Below are 16773 nucleotides of genomic sequence, written 5' to 3'. Positions count from 1 at the left end.
CCCGGGTCCGGCGGTGGTCCTGGCACGGGCGCAGACCTGCATCCTGCGCCCGTGCCAGGACCACCGTCCTTTTCGTGCGCAGGGCTTTTCAGGTTCGGGCGCGGACGTGCCAGCGGCCGTGGTCGCGAGCCAGGTGCACGGGGTGGTTGAAGCACTTGCTGACGTGGTCGCTGGTGAGCACCTGATCGACGGGTCCTCGGGCCAGGGTGGTGCCTTCGCGCAGCAGCAGGGCGTGGGTGGTGCCGGTGGGCAGTTCTTCGAGGTGGTGGGTGACCAGCACGGTGGCCAGGTCGGGGTGGTCGTGGCGGAGCTGGTCGAGGCTGGTGAGGAGTTGTTCGCGGGCGGCCAGGTCGAGGCCGGTGGCGGGTTCGTCGAGCAGCAGCAGCCGCGGTTGGGGCATCAGGGCGCGGGCGATGAGGACTCGGCCGCGTTCGCCTTGGGACAGGGTGTCCCAGCGGGCCTGGTCGCGTTCGGCGATGCCCAGGACGCTGATGAGCCGTTCGGCGCGGGTGGTTTCGTCGTCGGTGGGTTGCCAGCGCGGGACGGGTTCGGTGGTGTTGGTCAGCCCGGTGAGCACGACTTGGCGCACGGTCAGGGGGCTTCGGAGCGGGTGGCGGGGGTTGATGTGGCCGACGAGGCTGCGCAGCGCGCGCATGTCCACGGCGCCGAGGCGGTGTCCGAGGACCTCCACGCTGCCTCGGGTGGGGTGGCCGTGGGCGCCCAGCAGGTTGAGCAGGGTGGATTTGCCCGCGCCGTTGGCGCCGAGCAGGGCCCAGTGCTGGCCGGGGTGGACGTCGATCGACACCGAGCGGAGCAGGTGGGTGCCCTCGCGCACGACGTCGACGTCGGTGGCGCGCAGCACGGGGCCGGTGTCGGCGGGGCGGGGGTGGGTCAACTGCGGTGTCCTTCTGGCTGCGCCGGGTGGTGCCGGGTGAGGGGCGCGGGTGTCGCGGGGCCTCGGGTGATCAAGCCTGCGTGTGCGGCGATCAACGCGGTGTCGTGAGCTTAGCAAACGAGTTGGTGGGGGCCGGGGCGTGCGAGGCGGGCTGGTTAGGCTCACCGGTGCCCGTGCCGGTTCTCGCTCGATGAAGGATGCGATGTCGTCTCCAGTCACCCCCGTTCTCGCCGACAGCGTCCGCTTCGATGACGACGGCGTGCACATCCTGGATCGGCGGGTGTTCCCGTTCGAGCGCCGGTGGGTGCACGCCCGCACCGTGGAGGAGGTGGCGCGGGCGATCGAGGAGATGGTGACCCAGTCCTCGGGCCCGTACTTCGCGGTGCTGTGGGGGTTGGCGCTGGCCGCGCGCGACGCGCGGGGGTGTGCGCCTGAGGTGGCGCGGGAGCGGGTGTCGGCCGCGGCGAGCCGGTTGATCGCGACCCGTCCGACCAATGATCAGCCGCGCAAGGCCGCGGCGTTCGTGCTGGATGCCGTGGCCGGGCGCGAGGACGTCGCCGCGGCGGCCGTGGAGGGCGCTCGTGCCGGGGACGCCGATTACCGGGAGCGGTGCCGGCGGATGGGCCGGGCGGGCGCGCAGCTGCTCGGCGAGGGTGCCCGGGTGCTGACCCACTGCTGGGGCGATCTGTACCTGCTGGGGTTGGTGGAGGCGCTGCTGGAGCGGGGTGGGTGTCCGGAGTTCGTGTGCACCGAGACCCGCCCCTACCTGCAGGGCGCGCGGTTGACCGCCGAGTCCCTGGCCGAGATGGGGGTGCCGGTCACGCTGGTCACCGACGGCATGCCCGCGTCGCTGATGCGCGAGGGCCGGGTGGACGCGCTGGTGACGGCCTCGGACCGGGTCAGCATGGACGGCTCGGTGATCAACAAGGTGGGCACGTTGGGCCTGGCGGTGGCCGCGCGCGCCTTCGACGTGCCCTTCCACGCGCTGTGCCACGGCCCGGATCCGGAGACCGCGACGGGGGCGCAGGTGCCGATCGAGTTCCGCGACGGCGACGAGGTCCTGCACACGCTGGGGCGGCGCAGCGCCAGCGACAAGGTCACCGGCCTCTACCCGGCCTTCGACGTCACCGATCCGCACCTGGTGAGCACCGTGGTCACCGACAAGGGCGCGTTCACGCCCGAGCGGCTGCACACCTACTGGCACTGATCACCCGGTTGGTCGGCGCGCTGCAGGCGGGCCAGCAGGGTGATGAGCAGTTCGCGCTCGGTGGCGCTCAGGGGTGCCAGCAGCTGCTGGTTGGCCTGCTCGGCCAGCGCGGCGCAGCGCTGCAGGGTGGCCCTGCCCTCGTCGGTGACCGACACGGCGTTCTTGCGGCCGTCGGCCGGGTCGGGTCTGCGTTGCACGAGGTGGCGGGCTTGGAGGTCGTTGAGCAGGCCGACGACGTCCTTGCGGTCGATCTCCAGGCGCCGCACCAGCTCGGCCTGGGCGGTGGGGCCGTGCTCGGCGACGGCCGCGAGCACGGCGTAGTGGCTCAGCCGCAGTCCTTCGCCTGCCAGGGCGTGGGCGAGGAGTTCGCGGCCGCGGGCGGCGACGCGTCCGGTCAGCCAGCTGGGCAGGGACTGGATGTGCTGCAGGGCGCGGTCGGTCACGCGGGCACCCTAGCGAAAAATCGTTGGACCACCCAACGGTGGTGCTCCTACTCTCCACTTCGTTGGTGAACCCATCGAATTGGAGGAGGCAGCGTCATGCGCCGCGTCAACCACGTCGTCCACGGCGGACCCGAGGTCCTGTTCGTCGAGAACGCCCCCGTCCCCGAACCCGGACCGGGCCAGCTGCTGGTGGCCTGCGAAGCCATCGGCGTCACCCTGCCCACGGTGCGCCGGGTCCGCGAAGGACCCGAACCCGCCCCGCTGGCCGGAGAAATCGCCGGCACCGTCCACGCCCTCGGGCCGGGTGTGCGCGGTTTCCGCCTGGGCCAGCGAGTCACCGGACTGTGCTTCGAGCACGCCTACGCCGAACTGGCCCTGCTCGCCGAACCCCTGGCGTCCCCCATCCCCGACCACGCCGACGCCACCACCGCGATCGCACTGGTGCGCAGCGGTCTCATCGCCCGCCAGGCCTGCGCGACGGGCATGCTCGGCCACGGCGAAACGGTCCTGATCACCGCCGCGGCCGGCGCGGTGGGCACCATGGCCGTCCAGATCGCCCGCGGGTGCGGCGCCCGCGTGGTCGCCGCGGTCAGCAACGCCGCCGACAAACGCGCCCACCTCACCAACCTCGGCGCCGAGCGCGTCGTCGACTACGCCGACCACGACTGGGGCGATCCGGTGGAGGTGGTCCTCGACGCCGTCGGCGGCGACCTGCTGAGCCGCACCGTCCGCGCCCTGGGCCCCGGAGGCAGGCTGGTGACCTTCGCAGGCCAACCCGGCCCGATCTCCTCGCGCGAGCTGGTGCTGCGCGGCGCCTCGGCCACCGGCTTCCGCATGGGCGCACCCCCGAAACCGTCCCTGCACGCCTACTGGCGCGACGAACTCTGGGACCAGCACCGCCAAGGACGTCTGCGCACCCGCGTCCACGACCAGATCCCCCTGACCGAAGCAGCCCGGGCTCACGAAACCCTCGAGTCCGGAACCAACCTCGGCAAAGTCGTCCTCACCGTCGACTAGCGCGGTCGGGGCGGGTTCGGCGGGGACAGCTCATCGAGCCGCTCACCGGCACCCGCCCGCCGCTGCCGTCACGCGGTGAGGACGCGGGGGCCGGTGTGGGTGATGGCCAGGGTGTGGCCGGTGTGGGCCGCTCGGGATTCGTCGGTGGTGCGCAGGAGGGGGTGGTGGTCGGTGTTGAGGTGGTCGAGACCGCCTGCGGTGAAGATCGGTTCGAGGCTGAACACCAGACCCGGGCGCAGCGGGAGCCCCTGGCCGGGGTGGCCGTCGTTGGCGACGGCGGGCTCTTGGCGGGGTTGACGGCCCAGGCCGTGACCGCCCAGGGGTGGGATGCCGTAGCCGTTGCTGCGGGCGACGAGGCCGATCGCGCGGGAGACATCGCCCAGGCGCGCTCCGGGCTTGGCGGCGGCGATGCCGTCGGCCAGGGCTTGGCGGGTGGCGGCGAGCAGCAGCCGGTCGTCCTCCTCGACCGTGCCCACCGGCACGGTGGTGGCCGCGCGGGCGAACCAGCCCTGCTTGTCCAGCGTCGCGGCGACGCTGAGCAGGTCGCCGTCGGCCAGGACGCGAGCGTCGGCGACACCGCCGGTGATCTCGTCGTTGAGCGAGGTGGTGATCACCCGCCCCTGAACCGGCCGCGCGCCGTACCGGTCGGCGGCGTCGCGGGCGATCTCGTCCAGTTCCCCCAAGCTCGTACCGGGAGTGGCGTGCGCACCGACCGCCCGCAGCACGGCGGCGACCACCGATCCGGTCCTGGCCAGCGCCTCGATCTCGCCCCGATCGCGCAGTTCGATCACCATGGTGTCGATGATGCACCCCGCCACCGACACCCCACACACCACAGTGGAGGGTCACGGTACGTGCCGGTAGGTGTCTTCTGCGTCATGGCAACGGTTTTCGCGTCCAAGATCGGAGACGTGTTTCACAGATTTCGGCTAGGGTGCGCGGGACCCCGCTTGAAGGAGACCCCCGAGACGTGCCCGCCCAACCCCCGGCCCCGCTCCGCTTGTGGTGGAAAAGCCCCCTGGCGGTCCGACTGCTGCCCGCCCTTGCCCTGATCACGGCCACCGGAGCGGGTGTGGTCGCCAACCTGCCCGCCACCCCCGACCAGCCCCAGGCGGGCCCACCGGCACCGCAGGTCGTCCACCTCGCCCCGACGACCACACCCCCGCCCCCACCGCCGGAGACCACCGCGGCCGAACCCACCACCAGCCCGTCACCGACCTCGACCACCACGACCACGCGCACCAGCACCCGCACGAGCACGTCCACCACGCCGCCACCCCCTCCGCCGCCGGAAACCACGACGTCACCGACCACGACCAGCCACCCCGGCGCGCAACGCCCGCCCGAGGTCGCCGCCGGCCAGCCGTGCGACGAACCCGGCGACGTGGCGCGCGGCGAGGACGGCGACCGCTACGTCTGCGACTACACCGACGGAGCCTGGAGGTGGCAGGAATGGTGAACCCCGAGCACCAGCGCCACGACATCCCGCTGGCCGACCGCGAAACCCTCGTGCGCGGCGAGCTCACGCCGATCCGCGACGAGGCCCTGCACGGACACGAGACCCTCGTCAAGATCACCCCGGAGCACTCCCAGCGCCGCGGTGTCGGCGAAGACCTCGACTTCCCCGACGAAGCCCCACCCACCCCGCCACGAGGCACCCTGGCCGACGGCACGATCCGCACCACCGGCTGGCTGCAGATCGGTCCCCTGGCGATCTCCTCGGGCCTGTGGGCCGCGCTGAGCGGCTTGGCCGCGGGCCTGGCCCTGACGTGGGTGTGGACGTGGCTGCCGCTGGTGCTCGCGGTGCTGGGCCTGGCCGGGTGGTGGCTGTGGATCCGCCGCCTGCGCCCGGCCTCGCGGGCCACCAACCTGCGGCGCGTGCCCGCCCGACGTCTGCGCCCGGGCACCCCGGTGCGCCTGCACGGCGCGATCGGACCGGTCGGCATCGTCGAGACCATCACCCGCGACGACACCGAGCGCATCACCGTGGGCTTCACCAGCGGCCACCGGCGACACCTGCCCGCCGGACGCCGCTGCCACGTCGTGGAGATCCTCGACTAGACGCCCGTGTCCCGACAGACCGCTGTGTCCGGGTTGCGGCGATCAGGCCTTGCCGGTGCTGCCGCCCACCACCGCATCCGAGCTCGACTGCTCGGGCTCGGCGGGCGGCAGCAGACCGGAGACGTCGCTGCCGGTGTCGTTGACCTTGAGCACGAAAGGCCGGGTCTCGGTGTAGCGGACCACGCTCACCGAACAGGGGTCGACGACGATGCGCTGGAAGGAATCCAGGTGCAGCCCCAGCGCGTCGGCCAGCACCGACTTGATCACGTCCCCGTGGCTGCACAGCAACCACACCTCGTTGTCGGCGACCTGGCGGTCGTGCTCGCGCACCGCGGCCACCGCGCGCGCCTGCACCTCGGCCAGCCCCTCACCACCGGGGAACACCGCGGCTGAGGGGTGCTGCTGCACGACCTTCCACAGCTCCTCACCGGTGAGGTCCTTGATCTTCTGGCCGGTCCAGTCGCCGTAGTCGACCTCGGAGAGCCGCTGCTCGACCACCGGCTCCAGCTCGCGCCCGGCAGCCAGCCCGGCCACCGTCTCCTGGCAGCGCTGCAGCGGCGAGACCACCACCCGCTTCAGCGGCACGCCTTCCAGGCGGGAGGGCAGTGTCGCGGCCTGGCCGCGACCGGTCTCGTCGAGACCGACACCGGGAGCGCGCCCGGCCAGAACACCGGAACCGTTGGCCGAGGAACGCGCATGCCGAACGAGGATGAGAGTCGCCACGTCCGCCGAGGGTAGGCGCCGCGACCACCGAACGGGCGCGAGGGGCCCGGCACGGCGCAAAAACGTCGGGGCGGTCCCGACAGGACCGCCCCGACGTTTTTATGTTCACCTCGCGATCAAAACGCCTCGCGGCCGGGCGATCCACCGCCTCACGGCTGGATGACGCCGAAGCCCAGCAGCGCGAACACCAGCCCGCCCAGCACGATCCGGTACCAGACGAACAGGTAGACGCTGTGGCGCTCCACGAACCGCAGCAGCCACGCGATCACCGCGTAGCCGATCACGCCGGCCACGATGGTGGCCACGATCATCTGCGCCGCCGACGGCTGCAGCCCGTACGGGCTGGGCTCGAACACGTGCGGGATCTCCGACAACCCGGCGGCGAACACCGCCGGGATCGCCAGCAGGAACGAGAACCGCACCGCCGTCGCCCGCGTCAGGCCCAGCGCCAGACCCGCGGTGATCGTCCCGCCGGAACGGGACACACCCGGGATCAGCGCCATCGCCTGCGCGAAACCCATCAGCACACCGTCGCTCAGCCGCAGCCGAGCCTGCTCGCGCAGCTGCTTGCCGTACCGCTCGGCCAGCCCCATCAGCACACCGAAGATCACCAGCGTGGCGCCGGTGATCCAGAGGCTGCGCAGCGTCGAGCGGATGTAGTCCTGGAAGAAGAAGCCCAGGAGTCCGATCGGCAGGCTGCCCACGATCACGTACCAGGCCAGCTTGTAGTCCTGGGTGGAACGCACCTCGGCGTTGAACAGACCGCGGAACCACACGGCGATCAACCGGACGATGTCGCCGATGAAGTAGATCACCACCGCCAGTTCGGTACCGATCTGCGTCACCGCGGTGAACGAGGCACCCGCGTCATCGCCGAAGAACAACTTCGACACGATCGACAGATGCCCGGACGAGGAAATCGGCAGGAACTCGGTGAGTCCCTGGACCACGGCCAGAACCATGGCCTGCAACCACGACACGAAACCCACTCCACACGATCGACAGGGGGAACCCGGGCCCTCTTACGGAACTTCCGGCCCGGTCCTCGAATCTTGCAGCATCGCCCCCTGTCAACCTCCGCCACCCTTGATCACCCCATCAGGGCAGGTCAGCCGCCACACGATCACGCACCGCGCACACGAGGCCGACATACCGCCACGGTGTGATCCACACCACGCCACACCGGACCCGCCGACACCACATCACCAGCCACACCCACCACACCCCCTACCCTCCAACACCGTGGAACAGCGACAACTCGGCAACAGCGGCCTGCGCGTCTCCCGACTCGCCCTCGGCACCATGACCTGGGGCCTCGACGTCGACGCCGACGAAGCAGCCGACCAGCTGACCACCTTCCACGACGCAGGCGGCACCCTCATCGACACCGCCGACGTCTACCAACGCGGCCACGCCGAAGAACTCCTCGGCCACCTGCTCACCCACCACATCCCCCGCGACGAGATCATCCTCGCCACCAAAGCCGCCGCCCGCCGCAAACCCGGCCCCTTCGGCGGCGGCGCCTCCCGCGGCGCCCTCCTCGCCGCCCTCGACGACTCACTCCGCCGCCTGGGCACCGACCACATCGACCTCTGGCAACTCCAGAACTGGGACCCCCACGTCCCCCTCGACGAAACCCTCGCCGCCCTCGACACCGCCGTCACCACCGGCCGCGTCCGCTACACCGGCATCGCCAACTACACCGGCTGGCAAACCGCCACCGCCGCCGCGCACCAGCACCACCACCCCACCCGCACACCCCTCATCTCCACCCAAACCGAGTACTCCCTGCTCGAACGAGGCATCGAACGCGAAGTCATCCCCGCCGCCGCACACCACGGACTCGGCATCCTCGCCTGGGCACCCCTCGGCCGCGGCGTCCTCACCGGCAAATACCGCAACACCACCCCACCCGACTCCCGCGGCGCCACCACCCACCTCTCCGGCTACGTCGAACACCACCGCACCGAACGCGCCGCCCGCATCGTCCAAGCACTGCTCACCGCCGCCGAAGGACTCACCACCACCCCCGCCCAAGTCGCCCTCGCCTGGGTCCGCGACCGCCCCGGCGTCACCGCCCCCGTCCTCGGCGCCCGCACCACCGCCCAACTCAAAACCGCACTCGGCTCCGAAGAACTCACCCTCCCCCCAGCCATCCGCGCCGCCCTCGACGACATCAGCGCACCCCAGCACGGCTACCCCGAAACCCAATAACCCCGAAAACCAGCAGCACTTCCCGCCACCCGCGCGAAATGCCACGCTGAAGGATCCACCCCCACACCACCACCCCTAACCCGATCAGGGATATTGGAGGACACACCCACCACCCAGCGGAAACACCGCAGGTCAACCACAGGAGGGCCTCGCTTGCGTCGTCTGGTCATCACCTGCCTCACCCTCACCCTGCTCACCGGGTGCGGCATGGACGACAACACCGACCCCCTCCAGGTCACCGACAACCTCACCGCCGCCACACCCGCCACAGCACCCCCCGCGAGCACCCCACCCGCAGGCACCGTGCACCCCGCACCACCCACCCAGCACACCGCCTACGACCCCGACACCCGCACCCTCGTGCTCGCCGCAGGCACCAGGCTCCACCTCATCGACACCACCACCGGCGCCCAACGCACCCTCGACCTGCCCGCCGCACCCGCCCGCCTCCGCGCCCAAGCCGGCCAGGTCCTCGCCGCACTCCCCGACGCCGACCAGATCACCCGCATCGACCTGCGCACCACCACCGCACACCCCACCCCCGTGCCCGGCGCACCCGTCGACGCCCTCGACCTCGACCCCCACCGCACCGCCGTCGCCCTCCGCGACACCGCCACCGTCACCATCCTCACCGACGGCACACCCGGCACCACCACCGAGAAGTTCGAAGGCCCCGCCCAACTCCTCACCCAGTCCGGCCAGCTCCACCTCCTCGACACCCTCACCACCGCCATCACCCCCATCAACCCCGACACCGGCGAGAAGGGCGCAGGACTCCGAGCCGGACAAGGCGCCACCAACGCCACCACCGACCGCTACGGCCGCCTGCTCACCATCGACACCCGCGGCCAATCCCTCCTCGCCTTCAGCACCAACCCCCTCGTCCTCAAACAGCGCTACCCCGTCCCCGGCGCCCCCTACGGCCTCGCCTACGACCCCACCACCGACACCGCCTGGATCACCCTCACCGCCACCAACGAACTCGTCGGCTACGACATCGCAGGCGGCGAACCCCGCGAAACCCACCGCATCCCCACCATCACCCAACCCAACTCGGTCACCCTCGACCCCCACACCCACACCCTCTACATCGCCTCCGCCAACGGCGCCGGATACCAGGTGGTGAAGCCGTGACAACCGCTGAAGGACTCGACACCGACCCCGACTGGGAATACCGGCCACTGCGCCTGCCACCCGGCATCACCCGCATCAACGCCGCCACCCAGCTCAGCATCCACGCCGAGTACTCCGGCTGGGAACTCTCCCGCGTCCTGCTCTACTCCGACGGCAGCCGCAAGATCTGGCTCCGCCGCAAACGCAGCACCCCCGGCCTCCCCAACGTCATCACCTGACCACCACGGGCACAGCCACACCGATCACGGAACCCGCCACAACCACCCCTCCGTCGCGAACTTCGACGCCACCAACTCACCGGCCCGCGCCTCCTCCACCGCGCTCACCGGCCCGTCGACCAACCCGAACCGCGACCGGAACCCCGCGATCAACCGATCGATCACCACCTCGCGAGCCAAACCCGTCTGCCGCGCCAGCGGATCCACCCGCCTCGCCGCGCTCGCCACCCCCTTGTCGGACAACTTTTCCCGCCCGACCCGCAACACCTCACCCAACTTCGCGGCATCGATCGAGTACGACATCGTCACGTGATGCAACACCGCCCCCGAACCCATCCGCTTCTGCGCCGCACCACCGATCTTCCCGCCCTCCGACGCGATGTCGTTCAACGGCTGATACCAGACGTTCAGCCCCAAATCCCCCAGCACACCCAACACCCAGTCGTCCAAGAACGGATACGACTCCGCCACCGACAGCCCCGCCACCAACGACGGCGGCGCGTACAGCGAATACGTCACCGTGTTCCCCGGCTCCACGAACATCGCCCCACCACCGGTGATCCGCCGCACCACCTCGATGCCGTGCCGCCCGGCCGCCCCCAGATCCACCTCGTTGCGCACCGACTGGAACCCACCCAAGATCACCGCAGGCGAGGACCACTCCCAGAACCGCAACGTCGGACCACGACGCCCCGGACCCACCTCCTCGGCCAGCACCTCGTCCAACGCCATGTGCGTCAACGGAGAACGCGGCCCCTCCCGCACCAACTCCCACTCGTGATCAGCCCACCCCGACGCCCGCGTCACCGCACGACGCACCGCCGACACCACCGCCTCCACCGAGAACCCCACCAACCGCGCACCCTCCGGCAACCCACCCCGGATCCGACGCGCCCACTCCTCCGGCTCCGCCGACACCGGCGCACCCACCAACGACCCGTTGATCGCCTCCAACGCCTCGTCCGGCTCCAAGAAGAAATCCCCGCTGATCCGCACCCGCGACAACCGACCCTCAGCGACCTCCACATCCGCCGCCACCAACTTGCCGCCCGCAACCTTGAACTCGCCGTGCACGACGCACCCCTTCCGCACAACATCGACAACCCCACCAACACCCAACCCACCAGCAGCATTTCCCGATGAGATCGAGCTCCCAGGAAGACGCACCCATGACCGAGCTGCTCACCGGAGCCCACCTCGCCGACGGCACCGGAACACCCCTCCGCCCCGCCGACGTCCTCATCGACGACACCCGCATCACCGCCGTCGCACCACCCGGGACCCTCACCGGCCACCCGCGCCGCGACCTCCCCGGACTCGTCCTCGCCCCCGGCTTCATCGACGCCCACTCCCACGCCGACAACGCACCCCTGCTCACCGAGCACGACACCACCAAGATCCTCCAAGGCGTCACCACCGAAGTCGTCGGCAACTGCGGCTTCAGCCTCGCCCCGCACACCCCCGCCCGCGCCGACGACCACCGGCACCACCTCGGCCGACTCTTCCCACCCCTACCGGTGACCTGGCAGACCTTCGCCGAACTCCTCCACACCACCGACACCGCGGGCCACGTCACCAACCACTGCCCGCTCGTCGGACACGGAACCCTCCGCGTGGCCGCCACCGGCATGAGCGCCGCAGCTCCCTCCGCGCGACGCATGCAAGCCCTCCTGGACGAAGCCATGAGCGCCGGCGCGTTCGGCCTCTCCAGCGGGCTCATCTACCCACCCGCCCTGTTCGCCACCACCGACGAACTCACCGCCCTCGCCGAGGTCCTCGGCGGCACCGGCCTCTACGTCACCCACATGCGCGACGAAGGCGACCACCTCCTCGACGCCGTCGATGAAGCCCTGCGCATCGGCCGCGTCGCCGGACGCACCCACCTCTCCCACCTCAAGGCCACCCACCCCCGCAACTGGGGCACCGTCCCGGACGCCCTGGACCGACTCCACCTCGCCCGCGCCGACGGCCACGACGTCCGCCAGGACGTCTACCCCTACACCGCCTCCTCGACCACGCTGGCCTCCGTGCTGCCCACCACCTACCTCAGCGGCGGCGACGACCACACCCTGGCCAGGCTCAGCGCCCGCAACGCCCACGCCGAGCTCACCGCCGCCCTGGGCGGTTCGACGCACTTCAACCGCATCCTCATCGCCACCACCCCCAGCCACCGCCACGAGGGCCGCACCCTCGCCGAGATCGCCGAAGCCCAGAGCACCGACCCCGTCCAGGCCCTCATCGACGTCCTGGTCACCGAGGAGCTCCGCGTCGCGATGATCCACTTCTCGATGCACGAGGACGACCTGGAAGCGGCCCTGCGCGACCCGCACACCACGATCGGCTCCGACGGCCTCCCACCCGGCAACGGCGGCCGACCCCACCCGCGCATGACCGGAACGTTCCCCCGCGTGCTCGCCCGCTACACCCGCGACCGCGCGGTCCTGGACCTGCCCGAGGCCGTCCGCCGCATGACCTCGCTGACCGCCGACACCTTCCGCATCCCCGACCGCGGCATCATCGCCCCAGGCCACGTCGCTGACCTCGTCGCATTCGACCCCGCGACCGTCCGCGACGTCGGCGACTACCAAGACCCGATGCGGCCGCCGACCGGTGTCACCTGGGTCTGCCTGGCAGGCCGCACCGTCGTCGAAGACGGCCGATTCCTCGGCCGCAGAGCAGGCCAACGCCTCACCCCGAAGATCTGACCTTCTCTCGTTGGCTGGTTTTCGGCCTCGGGTGGTGGCGTTCGTTGCGGAGCATTCCTTTCAGCTGCCACTGAAGTTATAGAGGCTAATACTTAGGTGAAGCCTGCTCATCCGGGGGATTCCGAACGGTGTGTGGCGCGTCGCACATGCGATCTGTCCAGCGCGAGCGCAGGATCGGCCGGTGAAATCCATTGCCGAGAGGAGCCCCGCCATGACGCTCTCAGATCATCGAGTCGCCCCGCAGGACTCCTTCGACCCGGACGTGGACCTGGACCTTCCCGTCCAGTCCCGCTGGGAGTCCGTCGAGACCGAAGACGACGAGAGCCACGTCATCCGCGGCTACGACTGACCCACGAGCCGGCGCGCCGCCGCAGGTCGCAGCACGACCTCCCAGGACCAGGCGGCGCGCCCCCGCTCTCCTCCGTGCTTCGTGGACGTTCGTGGGCGCGTGTGCTGGAACGAAACTTAGTTTCACTCGGCACTGAAGAAACAAAGACTGATGATGTCTATGCCCGCGGTGAACCTCTCCCCGGCGGACCGCGAGAGCGAGCAGCATCGGGACATGGCTGATTTCCGGTTCTCCTACAACGTCTTCGGAATCCGCTCCCTCGCCGAGTTCACCGACACCTGCCGCCGGGCCGAATCACTCGGCTACGACACCGTCTTCGCCGCGGACCACCTCGGCGCCCCCTCGCCCTTCCCCGTGCTGGTCGCCGCCGCGCAGGCCACCGAGCGACTGCGGGTGGGCACCCTCGTGCTCAACACCGCGTTCTGGAACCCCGCCCTGCTCGCCCGCGACATCGCCACCACCGACCTCCTCACCGAGGGACGCCTCGAGGTGGGACTGGGCGCAGGGCACATGAAGTGGGAGTTCGACGAGGCCGGTCTGCCCTGGCAACCGTTCAGCGAGCGCGCGGAGCGCCTGCGCACGACCATCGCCGAGCTCACCCGCCACTTCTCCGTGGAGGGCTTCGAGCAGCAGCGCGAGCACAACGCCGAGTTCGACGTGCCGGTCCTGAAACCTGCGCAGCGCACGGGCTTCGACGGTTCCGGTCCCCCGCTGCTGATCGGCGGCACCGGCGATCGCGTCCTGCGCATCGCCGCCGAGACCGCCGACATCATCGGCGTCGCCGGCGTGCGCCAACTCCCCGGCCACCCGCCCGGCACGTTCCGCCTGTGCACAGCCGAGGAGGCCGACGAACGCGTCGCCTTCACCCGGCAGGCCGCGGGAGACCGCGCTGATCAGGTCGAGTGGCAGGTCCTCGTCCAAGCCGTCATCCCCACCGACGACCGCCGCGCCGCCGCCACCGAACTCCTCCCCCGCTTCGGCGACACGATGACGCTGGAGCAGATCCTCGACACCCCGTTCCTGCTCATCGGCACCCCCGAGCAGATTGCCGACCAGCTCCACCGCAACCGGACCCGCTACGGCTTCACCTACTACTCGGTCCACGGCCCCTTCATGGAAGCCTTCGCCCCGGTCCTCCCCCACCTCGCAACCACCGCGGACTGACCACGGGACTCGGTGGCGCGGGCGTCGCCAGGGGACGGTTTTTCCACGAACCCTCCGGACAAAACGGACTTCGATCACGGGTGATTCGAGGAAGAACCGTCCCCCTCCAGCACCGACGGGGCAGAGCGGACCCGACGTCGAGACTGAGTGAGTGCTCGCTCATTGACATGAGTGAGCACTCACTCCTATCTTGGTGGGGTGACCGACGAACAACCGCGCCGACGGGCCTCCGCGATGAGTCCCGAGCAGCGCCGTGAGGCGATCGTCGCGGCCGTGCTGCCGCTGGTGCGCGAGCACGGCGCGCACATCACGACCAAGCAGATCGCCCAGGCCGCCGAGATCGCCGAAGGCACCGTGTTCCGGGCCTTCCGCGACAAGACCGAACTCCTGCAGGCCTGCGTGACCGCAGCGCTGCGACCCGACGATCTGTGCTCCCGGGTGCGCGCGGTCCCCCACGACCTCGACGTCGCCGAGCGGCTGACCCGGGCCGGCGAGTTGTTCCTCGATCACTTCACCCGCTTCGGCGAGTTGGTCCACACCCTCGCCGCATCCGGGTTCGACCTGCGCGGCGGCCCCGACCGCAAGCCCGCCGGCCTGCCCGAGGTCCGCGAGCAGTTCCTCCGCGACCTCAACGACGCCCTCGGCTCGCTCATCGAGCCCGGGGAGCTCCGCATCCCGACCGACGACCTCGCGCACTACCTGCAGTCGCTGGTGCTGGGCATCCGGTTCACCGCCACCGCCCTCGACACCGCCGACGTCGACCACTCCGCCGCGATCCGGGCGCGCGTCGACGTCCTGCTGCACGGCGCCCTGGCCACCACCGACCACCCCGGGGAGTCCCGATGAACGATCCGATCATCGAAGCGCACCACATCACCCAGCGCTTCGGCGAGGTCACCGCCCTCGACGACGTCAGCATCTCCGTGCCGCAGGGCAGCGTGCTGGGGCTGCTCGGCCACAACGGCGCGGGCAAGACCACGCTGATCAACGTCCTGAGCACGCTGCTGCCGCCCACCAGCGGCAGCGCCCGCATCGCCGGGCTCGACGTCGTCACCCAGCGCCGCGAGGTCACCGCGCGGATCGGCCTGACCGGCCAGTTCGCCTCCGTCGACGAGCAGCTCTCCGGCTACGACAACCTCGTGCTCATCGCCCGCCTGCTCGGCGCGACCCGCCGCGAGGCCAAGCAGCGCGCCGACGAGCTCCTCACCACGTTCGACCTCACCGAGGCCGCGCACCGCCCGGCCCGCACCTACTCCGGCGGCATGCGGCGCAGGCTCGACATCGCCGCCAGCCTCGTCGGCCACCCCGATGTGATCTTCCTCGACGAGCCCACGACCGGCCTCGACCCCGTCAGCAGGCTCAACCTCTGGCAGATCGTGGAGAACCTCGTCGCCGACGGCACCACCGTCCTGCTCACCACCCAGTACCTCGACGAGGCAGACCGCCTCGCCGACTCCATCACCGTGCTGTCCGCCGGCAAGGTCGTGGCCACCGGCACCGCCGAGCAGCTCAAGGCCCAGGTCGGCCAGCGCACCGTCAACGCCACCCTGACCGATCCGGGACGCACCACCGAGGCGCTGCGCGCCCTGCGCACCGCCGGGTTCGACCCGGTGCACGACGAGGCGCGGCTGACCATCCCGGTCAGCGCCTCCCGCCAGCTCGCCGACGTGGTCCGCGCGCTCGACGACTCCGGCATCGACATCGGCGACCTCGGCCTGGGCGAACCGACCCTGGACGACGTCTACCTGGCCCTGGCCCACCACGCTCCCACCGCCGCCTGAGGGGACCTTCATGACCACCTTCGCCCCCGCTCCGCCGAGCCCGCCCGGCTCCGCGCCCACCGCGCGCCGATGGCGCGGTGCCCCCTACCCCACCCAGGTCCTGGTGCTCACCGGCCGCTCGCTGCGCGCGGTGATCAAGGACCCGCGCGTGGTCGTCTTCAGCCTGCTGCAGCCGCTGATCATGCTGGTGCTGTTCAGCCAGGTCTTCGGCAAGGCCATGATGGGCAACGTCGCCGATCAGGGCGGCAGCTACATCAACTACCTGATGCCGGCCATCCTGGTCACCACCGGCATCGGCGCGGCCGTGCAGTCCGGCGTCGGGCTGGTCAGCGACATGAAGAACGGTGTCATCGCCCGCTTCCGGGCGCTGCCGATCGGCATGAGCGCGGTGCTCATCGCCCGCAGCCTGGCCGACCTGGCGCGCACCGCCGTGCAGCTGATCGTGCTGCTGACGGTGGCCTCGCTGGTGTTCGGCTTCTCCCCCGCCGGCGGTCTCGGCGGCACGCTCGGCGCCTTCGGACTGGCGCTGTTCGTGAGCTGGTCGCTGTCGTGGATCTTCCTCGCGCTCGGTGCCTGGCTGCGCAAGGAGGAGGTCATGCAGAGCGTCGGCTTCCTGGCGATGTTCCCGCTGATGTTCGCCTCCAGCGCGTTCGTGCCGATTCAGGCGCTGCCGTCCTGGCTGGCCCTCGTCGCCCGGATCAACCCGCTGACCTACGCCGTCAACGCCTCCCGCGATCTCTCGCTCGCCCTGCCCACCGGCACCGGAGTGCTGGCCGCGCTGGGCACCAGCGCCGTGCTGTGCGCCCTGGGGATCGCCGCGGCCGTCCGCGGCTTCCGCCGCCCGCTCTAGTCCATCGAGGAA

19 protein-coding genes are annotated in these 16773 nt (G+C 70.9%); 13 read left to right on the top strand and 6 right to left on the bottom strand.

All coding sequences use genetic code 11. The features are described from left to right. Nucleotides 1–88: 88 nt before the first annotated feature. Nucleotides 89–895 carry an ABC transporter ATP-binding protein gene (locus tag QFW96_RS04775; protein WP_281454287.1) on the bottom strand — a complete coding sequence of 269 codons (807 nt, stop codon included), beginning with the start codon at nt 893–895 and terminating at the stop codon, nt 89–91. Nucleotides 896–1097: 202 nt separating this feature from the next. Between QFW96_RS04775 and QFW96_RS04770 the strand changes: the two genes are divergently transcribed. Then, nucleotides 1098–2102, top strand: a complete 1005-nt coding sequence (locus QFW96_RS04770) for a translation initiation factor eIF-2B alpha/beta/delta subunit family protein (RefSeq protein WP_281454286.1) — start codon at nt 1098–1100, stop codon at nt 2100–2102. Here QFW96_RS04770 and QFW96_RS04765 read toward each other — a convergent pair. Beyond that, nucleotides 2090–2545, bottom strand: a complete 456-nt coding sequence (locus tag QFW96_RS04765) for a MarR family winged helix-turn-helix transcriptional regulator (protein WP_281454285.1) — start codon at nt 2543–2545, stop codon at nt 2090–2092. The genes QFW96_RS04770 and QFW96_RS04765 overlap by 13 nt on opposite strands. Before the next feature lie 96 nt (nt 2546–2641). On the opposite strand from QFW96_RS04765, the gene QFW96_RS04760 reads away from it, so the two are divergent. After that, complete coding sequence (locus QFW96_RS04760) at nt 2642–3562, top strand: quinone oxidoreductase family protein (protein ID WP_281454284.1); 921 nt, start codon at nt 2642–2644, stop codon at nt 3560–3562. A 68-nt stretch (nt 3563–3630) separates the two neighbouring features. Here the strand turns inward: QFW96_RS04760 and QFW96_RS04755 are convergent, their stop codons facing one another. Further along, nucleotides 3631–4356: a type I methionyl aminopeptidase gene (locus QFW96_RS04755; protein WP_281454283.1), complete on the bottom strand. Its 726-nt coding sequence runs from the start codon at nt 4354–4356 to the stop codon at nt 3631–3633. Between the two features lie 176 nt (nt 4357–4532). Between QFW96_RS04755 and QFW96_RS04750 the strand changes: the two genes are divergently transcribed. Both QFW96_RS04750 and QFW96_RS04745 read left to right on the top strand, forming a co-directional pair. After that, complete coding sequence (locus QFW96_RS04750) at nt 4533–5021, top strand: hypothetical protein (protein WP_281454282.1); 489 nt, start codon at nt 4533–4535, stop codon at nt 5019–5021. Continuing rightward, complete coding sequence (locus QFW96_RS04745) at nt 5006–5623, top strand: hypothetical protein (protein ID WP_281454281.1); 618 nt, start codon at nt 5006–5008, stop codon at nt 5621–5623. Before QFW96_RS04750 ends, QFW96_RS04745 begins: the two co-directional genes overlap by 16 nt. A 42-nt stretch (nt 5624–5665) precedes the next feature. Here QFW96_RS04745 and QFW96_RS04740 read toward each other — a convergent pair whose 3' ends face one another. Further along, nucleotides 5666–6346 carry a histidine phosphatase family protein gene (locus QFW96_RS04740; RefSeq protein WP_281454280.1) on the bottom strand — a complete coding sequence of 227 codons (681 nt, stop codon included), beginning with the start codon at nt 6344–6346 and terminating at the stop codon, nt 5666–5668. Nucleotides 6347–6495: 149 nt separating this feature from the next. After that, nucleotides 6496–7308 (bottom strand): undecaprenyl-diphosphate phosphatase, encoded by an 813-nt coding sequence (locus QFW96_RS04735; protein WP_425524721.1) that lies wholly within the window; start codon nt 7306–7308, stop codon nt 6496–6498. A 280-nt stretch (nt 7309–7588) separates the two neighbouring features. On the opposite strand from QFW96_RS04735, the gene QFW96_RS04730 reads away from it, so the two are divergent. The 3 genes from QFW96_RS04730 (at nt 7589) to QFW96_RS04720 (ending at nt 9912) form a co-directional block, all read left to right on the top strand. Continuing rightward, on the top strand, nt 7589–8560 hold the full coding sequence (locus tag QFW96_RS04730; RefSeq protein WP_281454278.1) for an aldo/keto reductase: 972 nt from the start codon (nt 7589–7591) through the stop codon (nt 8558–8560). Between the two features lie 153 nt (nt 8561–8713). After that, nucleotides 8714–9694, top strand: coding sequence for a YncE family protein (locus tag QFW96_RS04725; RefSeq protein ID WP_281454277.1), 981 nt, complete (start codon nt 8714–8716; stop codon nt 9692–9694). Then, on the top strand, nt 9691–9912 hold the full coding sequence (locus tag QFW96_RS04720; protein ID WP_281454276.1) for a DUF5703 family protein: 222 nt from the start codon (nt 9691–9693) through the stop codon (nt 9910–9912). The genes QFW96_RS04725 and QFW96_RS04720 overlap by 4 nt, the downstream gene beginning before the upstream one ends. 24 nt (nt 9913–9936) lie before the next feature. Here QFW96_RS04720 and lplB read toward each other — a convergent pair whose 3' ends face one another. Continuing rightward, on the bottom strand, nt 9937–10986 hold the full coding sequence (gene lplB, locus QFW96_RS04715) for a lipoate-protein ligase small subunit (protein WP_485119553.1): 1050 nt from the start codon (nt 10984–10986) through the stop codon (nt 9937–9939). Nucleotides 10987–11051: 65 nt separating this feature from the next. On the opposite strand from lplB, the gene QFW96_RS04710 reads away from it, so the two are divergent. From QFW96_RS04710 to QFW96_RS04685, 6 genes are all read left to right on the top strand, one after another. Further along, complete coding sequence (locus QFW96_RS04710) at nt 11052–12617, top strand: N-acyl-D-amino-acid deacylase family protein (protein WP_281454274.1); 1566 nt, start codon at nt 11052–11054, stop codon at nt 12615–12617. Between the two features lie 211 nt (nt 12618–12828). Continuing rightward, nucleotides 12829–12966, top strand: coding sequence for a hypothetical protein (locus tag QFW96_RS04705; protein WP_281454273.1), 138 nt, complete (start codon nt 12829–12831; stop codon nt 12964–12966). Between the two features lie 213 nt (nt 12967–13179). Then, entirely contained in the window at nt 13180–14130 is a 951-nt protein-coding gene (locus tag QFW96_RS04700; protein ID WP_281454272.1) for an LLM class F420-dependent oxidoreductase, read from the top strand. Nucleotides 14131–14328: 198 nt separating this feature from the next. Beyond that, a complete protein-coding gene (locus QFW96_RS04695) occupies nt 14329–14976 on the top strand; it encodes a TetR/AcrR family transcriptional regulator (RefSeq protein ID WP_281454271.1) in 648 nt (215 codons plus the stop codon). After that, complete coding sequence (locus tag QFW96_RS04690; RefSeq protein ID WP_281454270.1) at nt 14973–15911, top strand: ATP-binding cassette domain-containing protein; 939 nt, start codon at nt 14973–14975, stop codon at nt 15909–15911. Before QFW96_RS04695 ends, QFW96_RS04690 begins: the two co-directional genes overlap by 4 nt. A 10-nt stretch (nt 15912–15921) precedes the next feature. Further along, nucleotides 15922–16761, top strand: a complete 840-nt coding sequence (locus tag QFW96_RS04685) for an ABC transporter permease (protein ID WP_281454269.1) — start codon at nt 15922–15924, stop codon at nt 16759–16761. The last annotated feature ends 12 nt before the right edge of the window (nt 16762–16773 follow it).

This window comes from Saccharopolyspora ipomoeae (genome assembly GCF_029952525.1).
Classification (GTDB): Bacteria; Actinomycetota; Actinomycetes; order Mycobacteriales; family Pseudonocardiaceae; genus Saccharopolyspora; species Saccharopolyspora ipomoeae.
The sequence above is the reverse complement of the archived record's forward strand: the minus strand, read 5'-3'. Positions and strand labels throughout refer to the sequence as shown.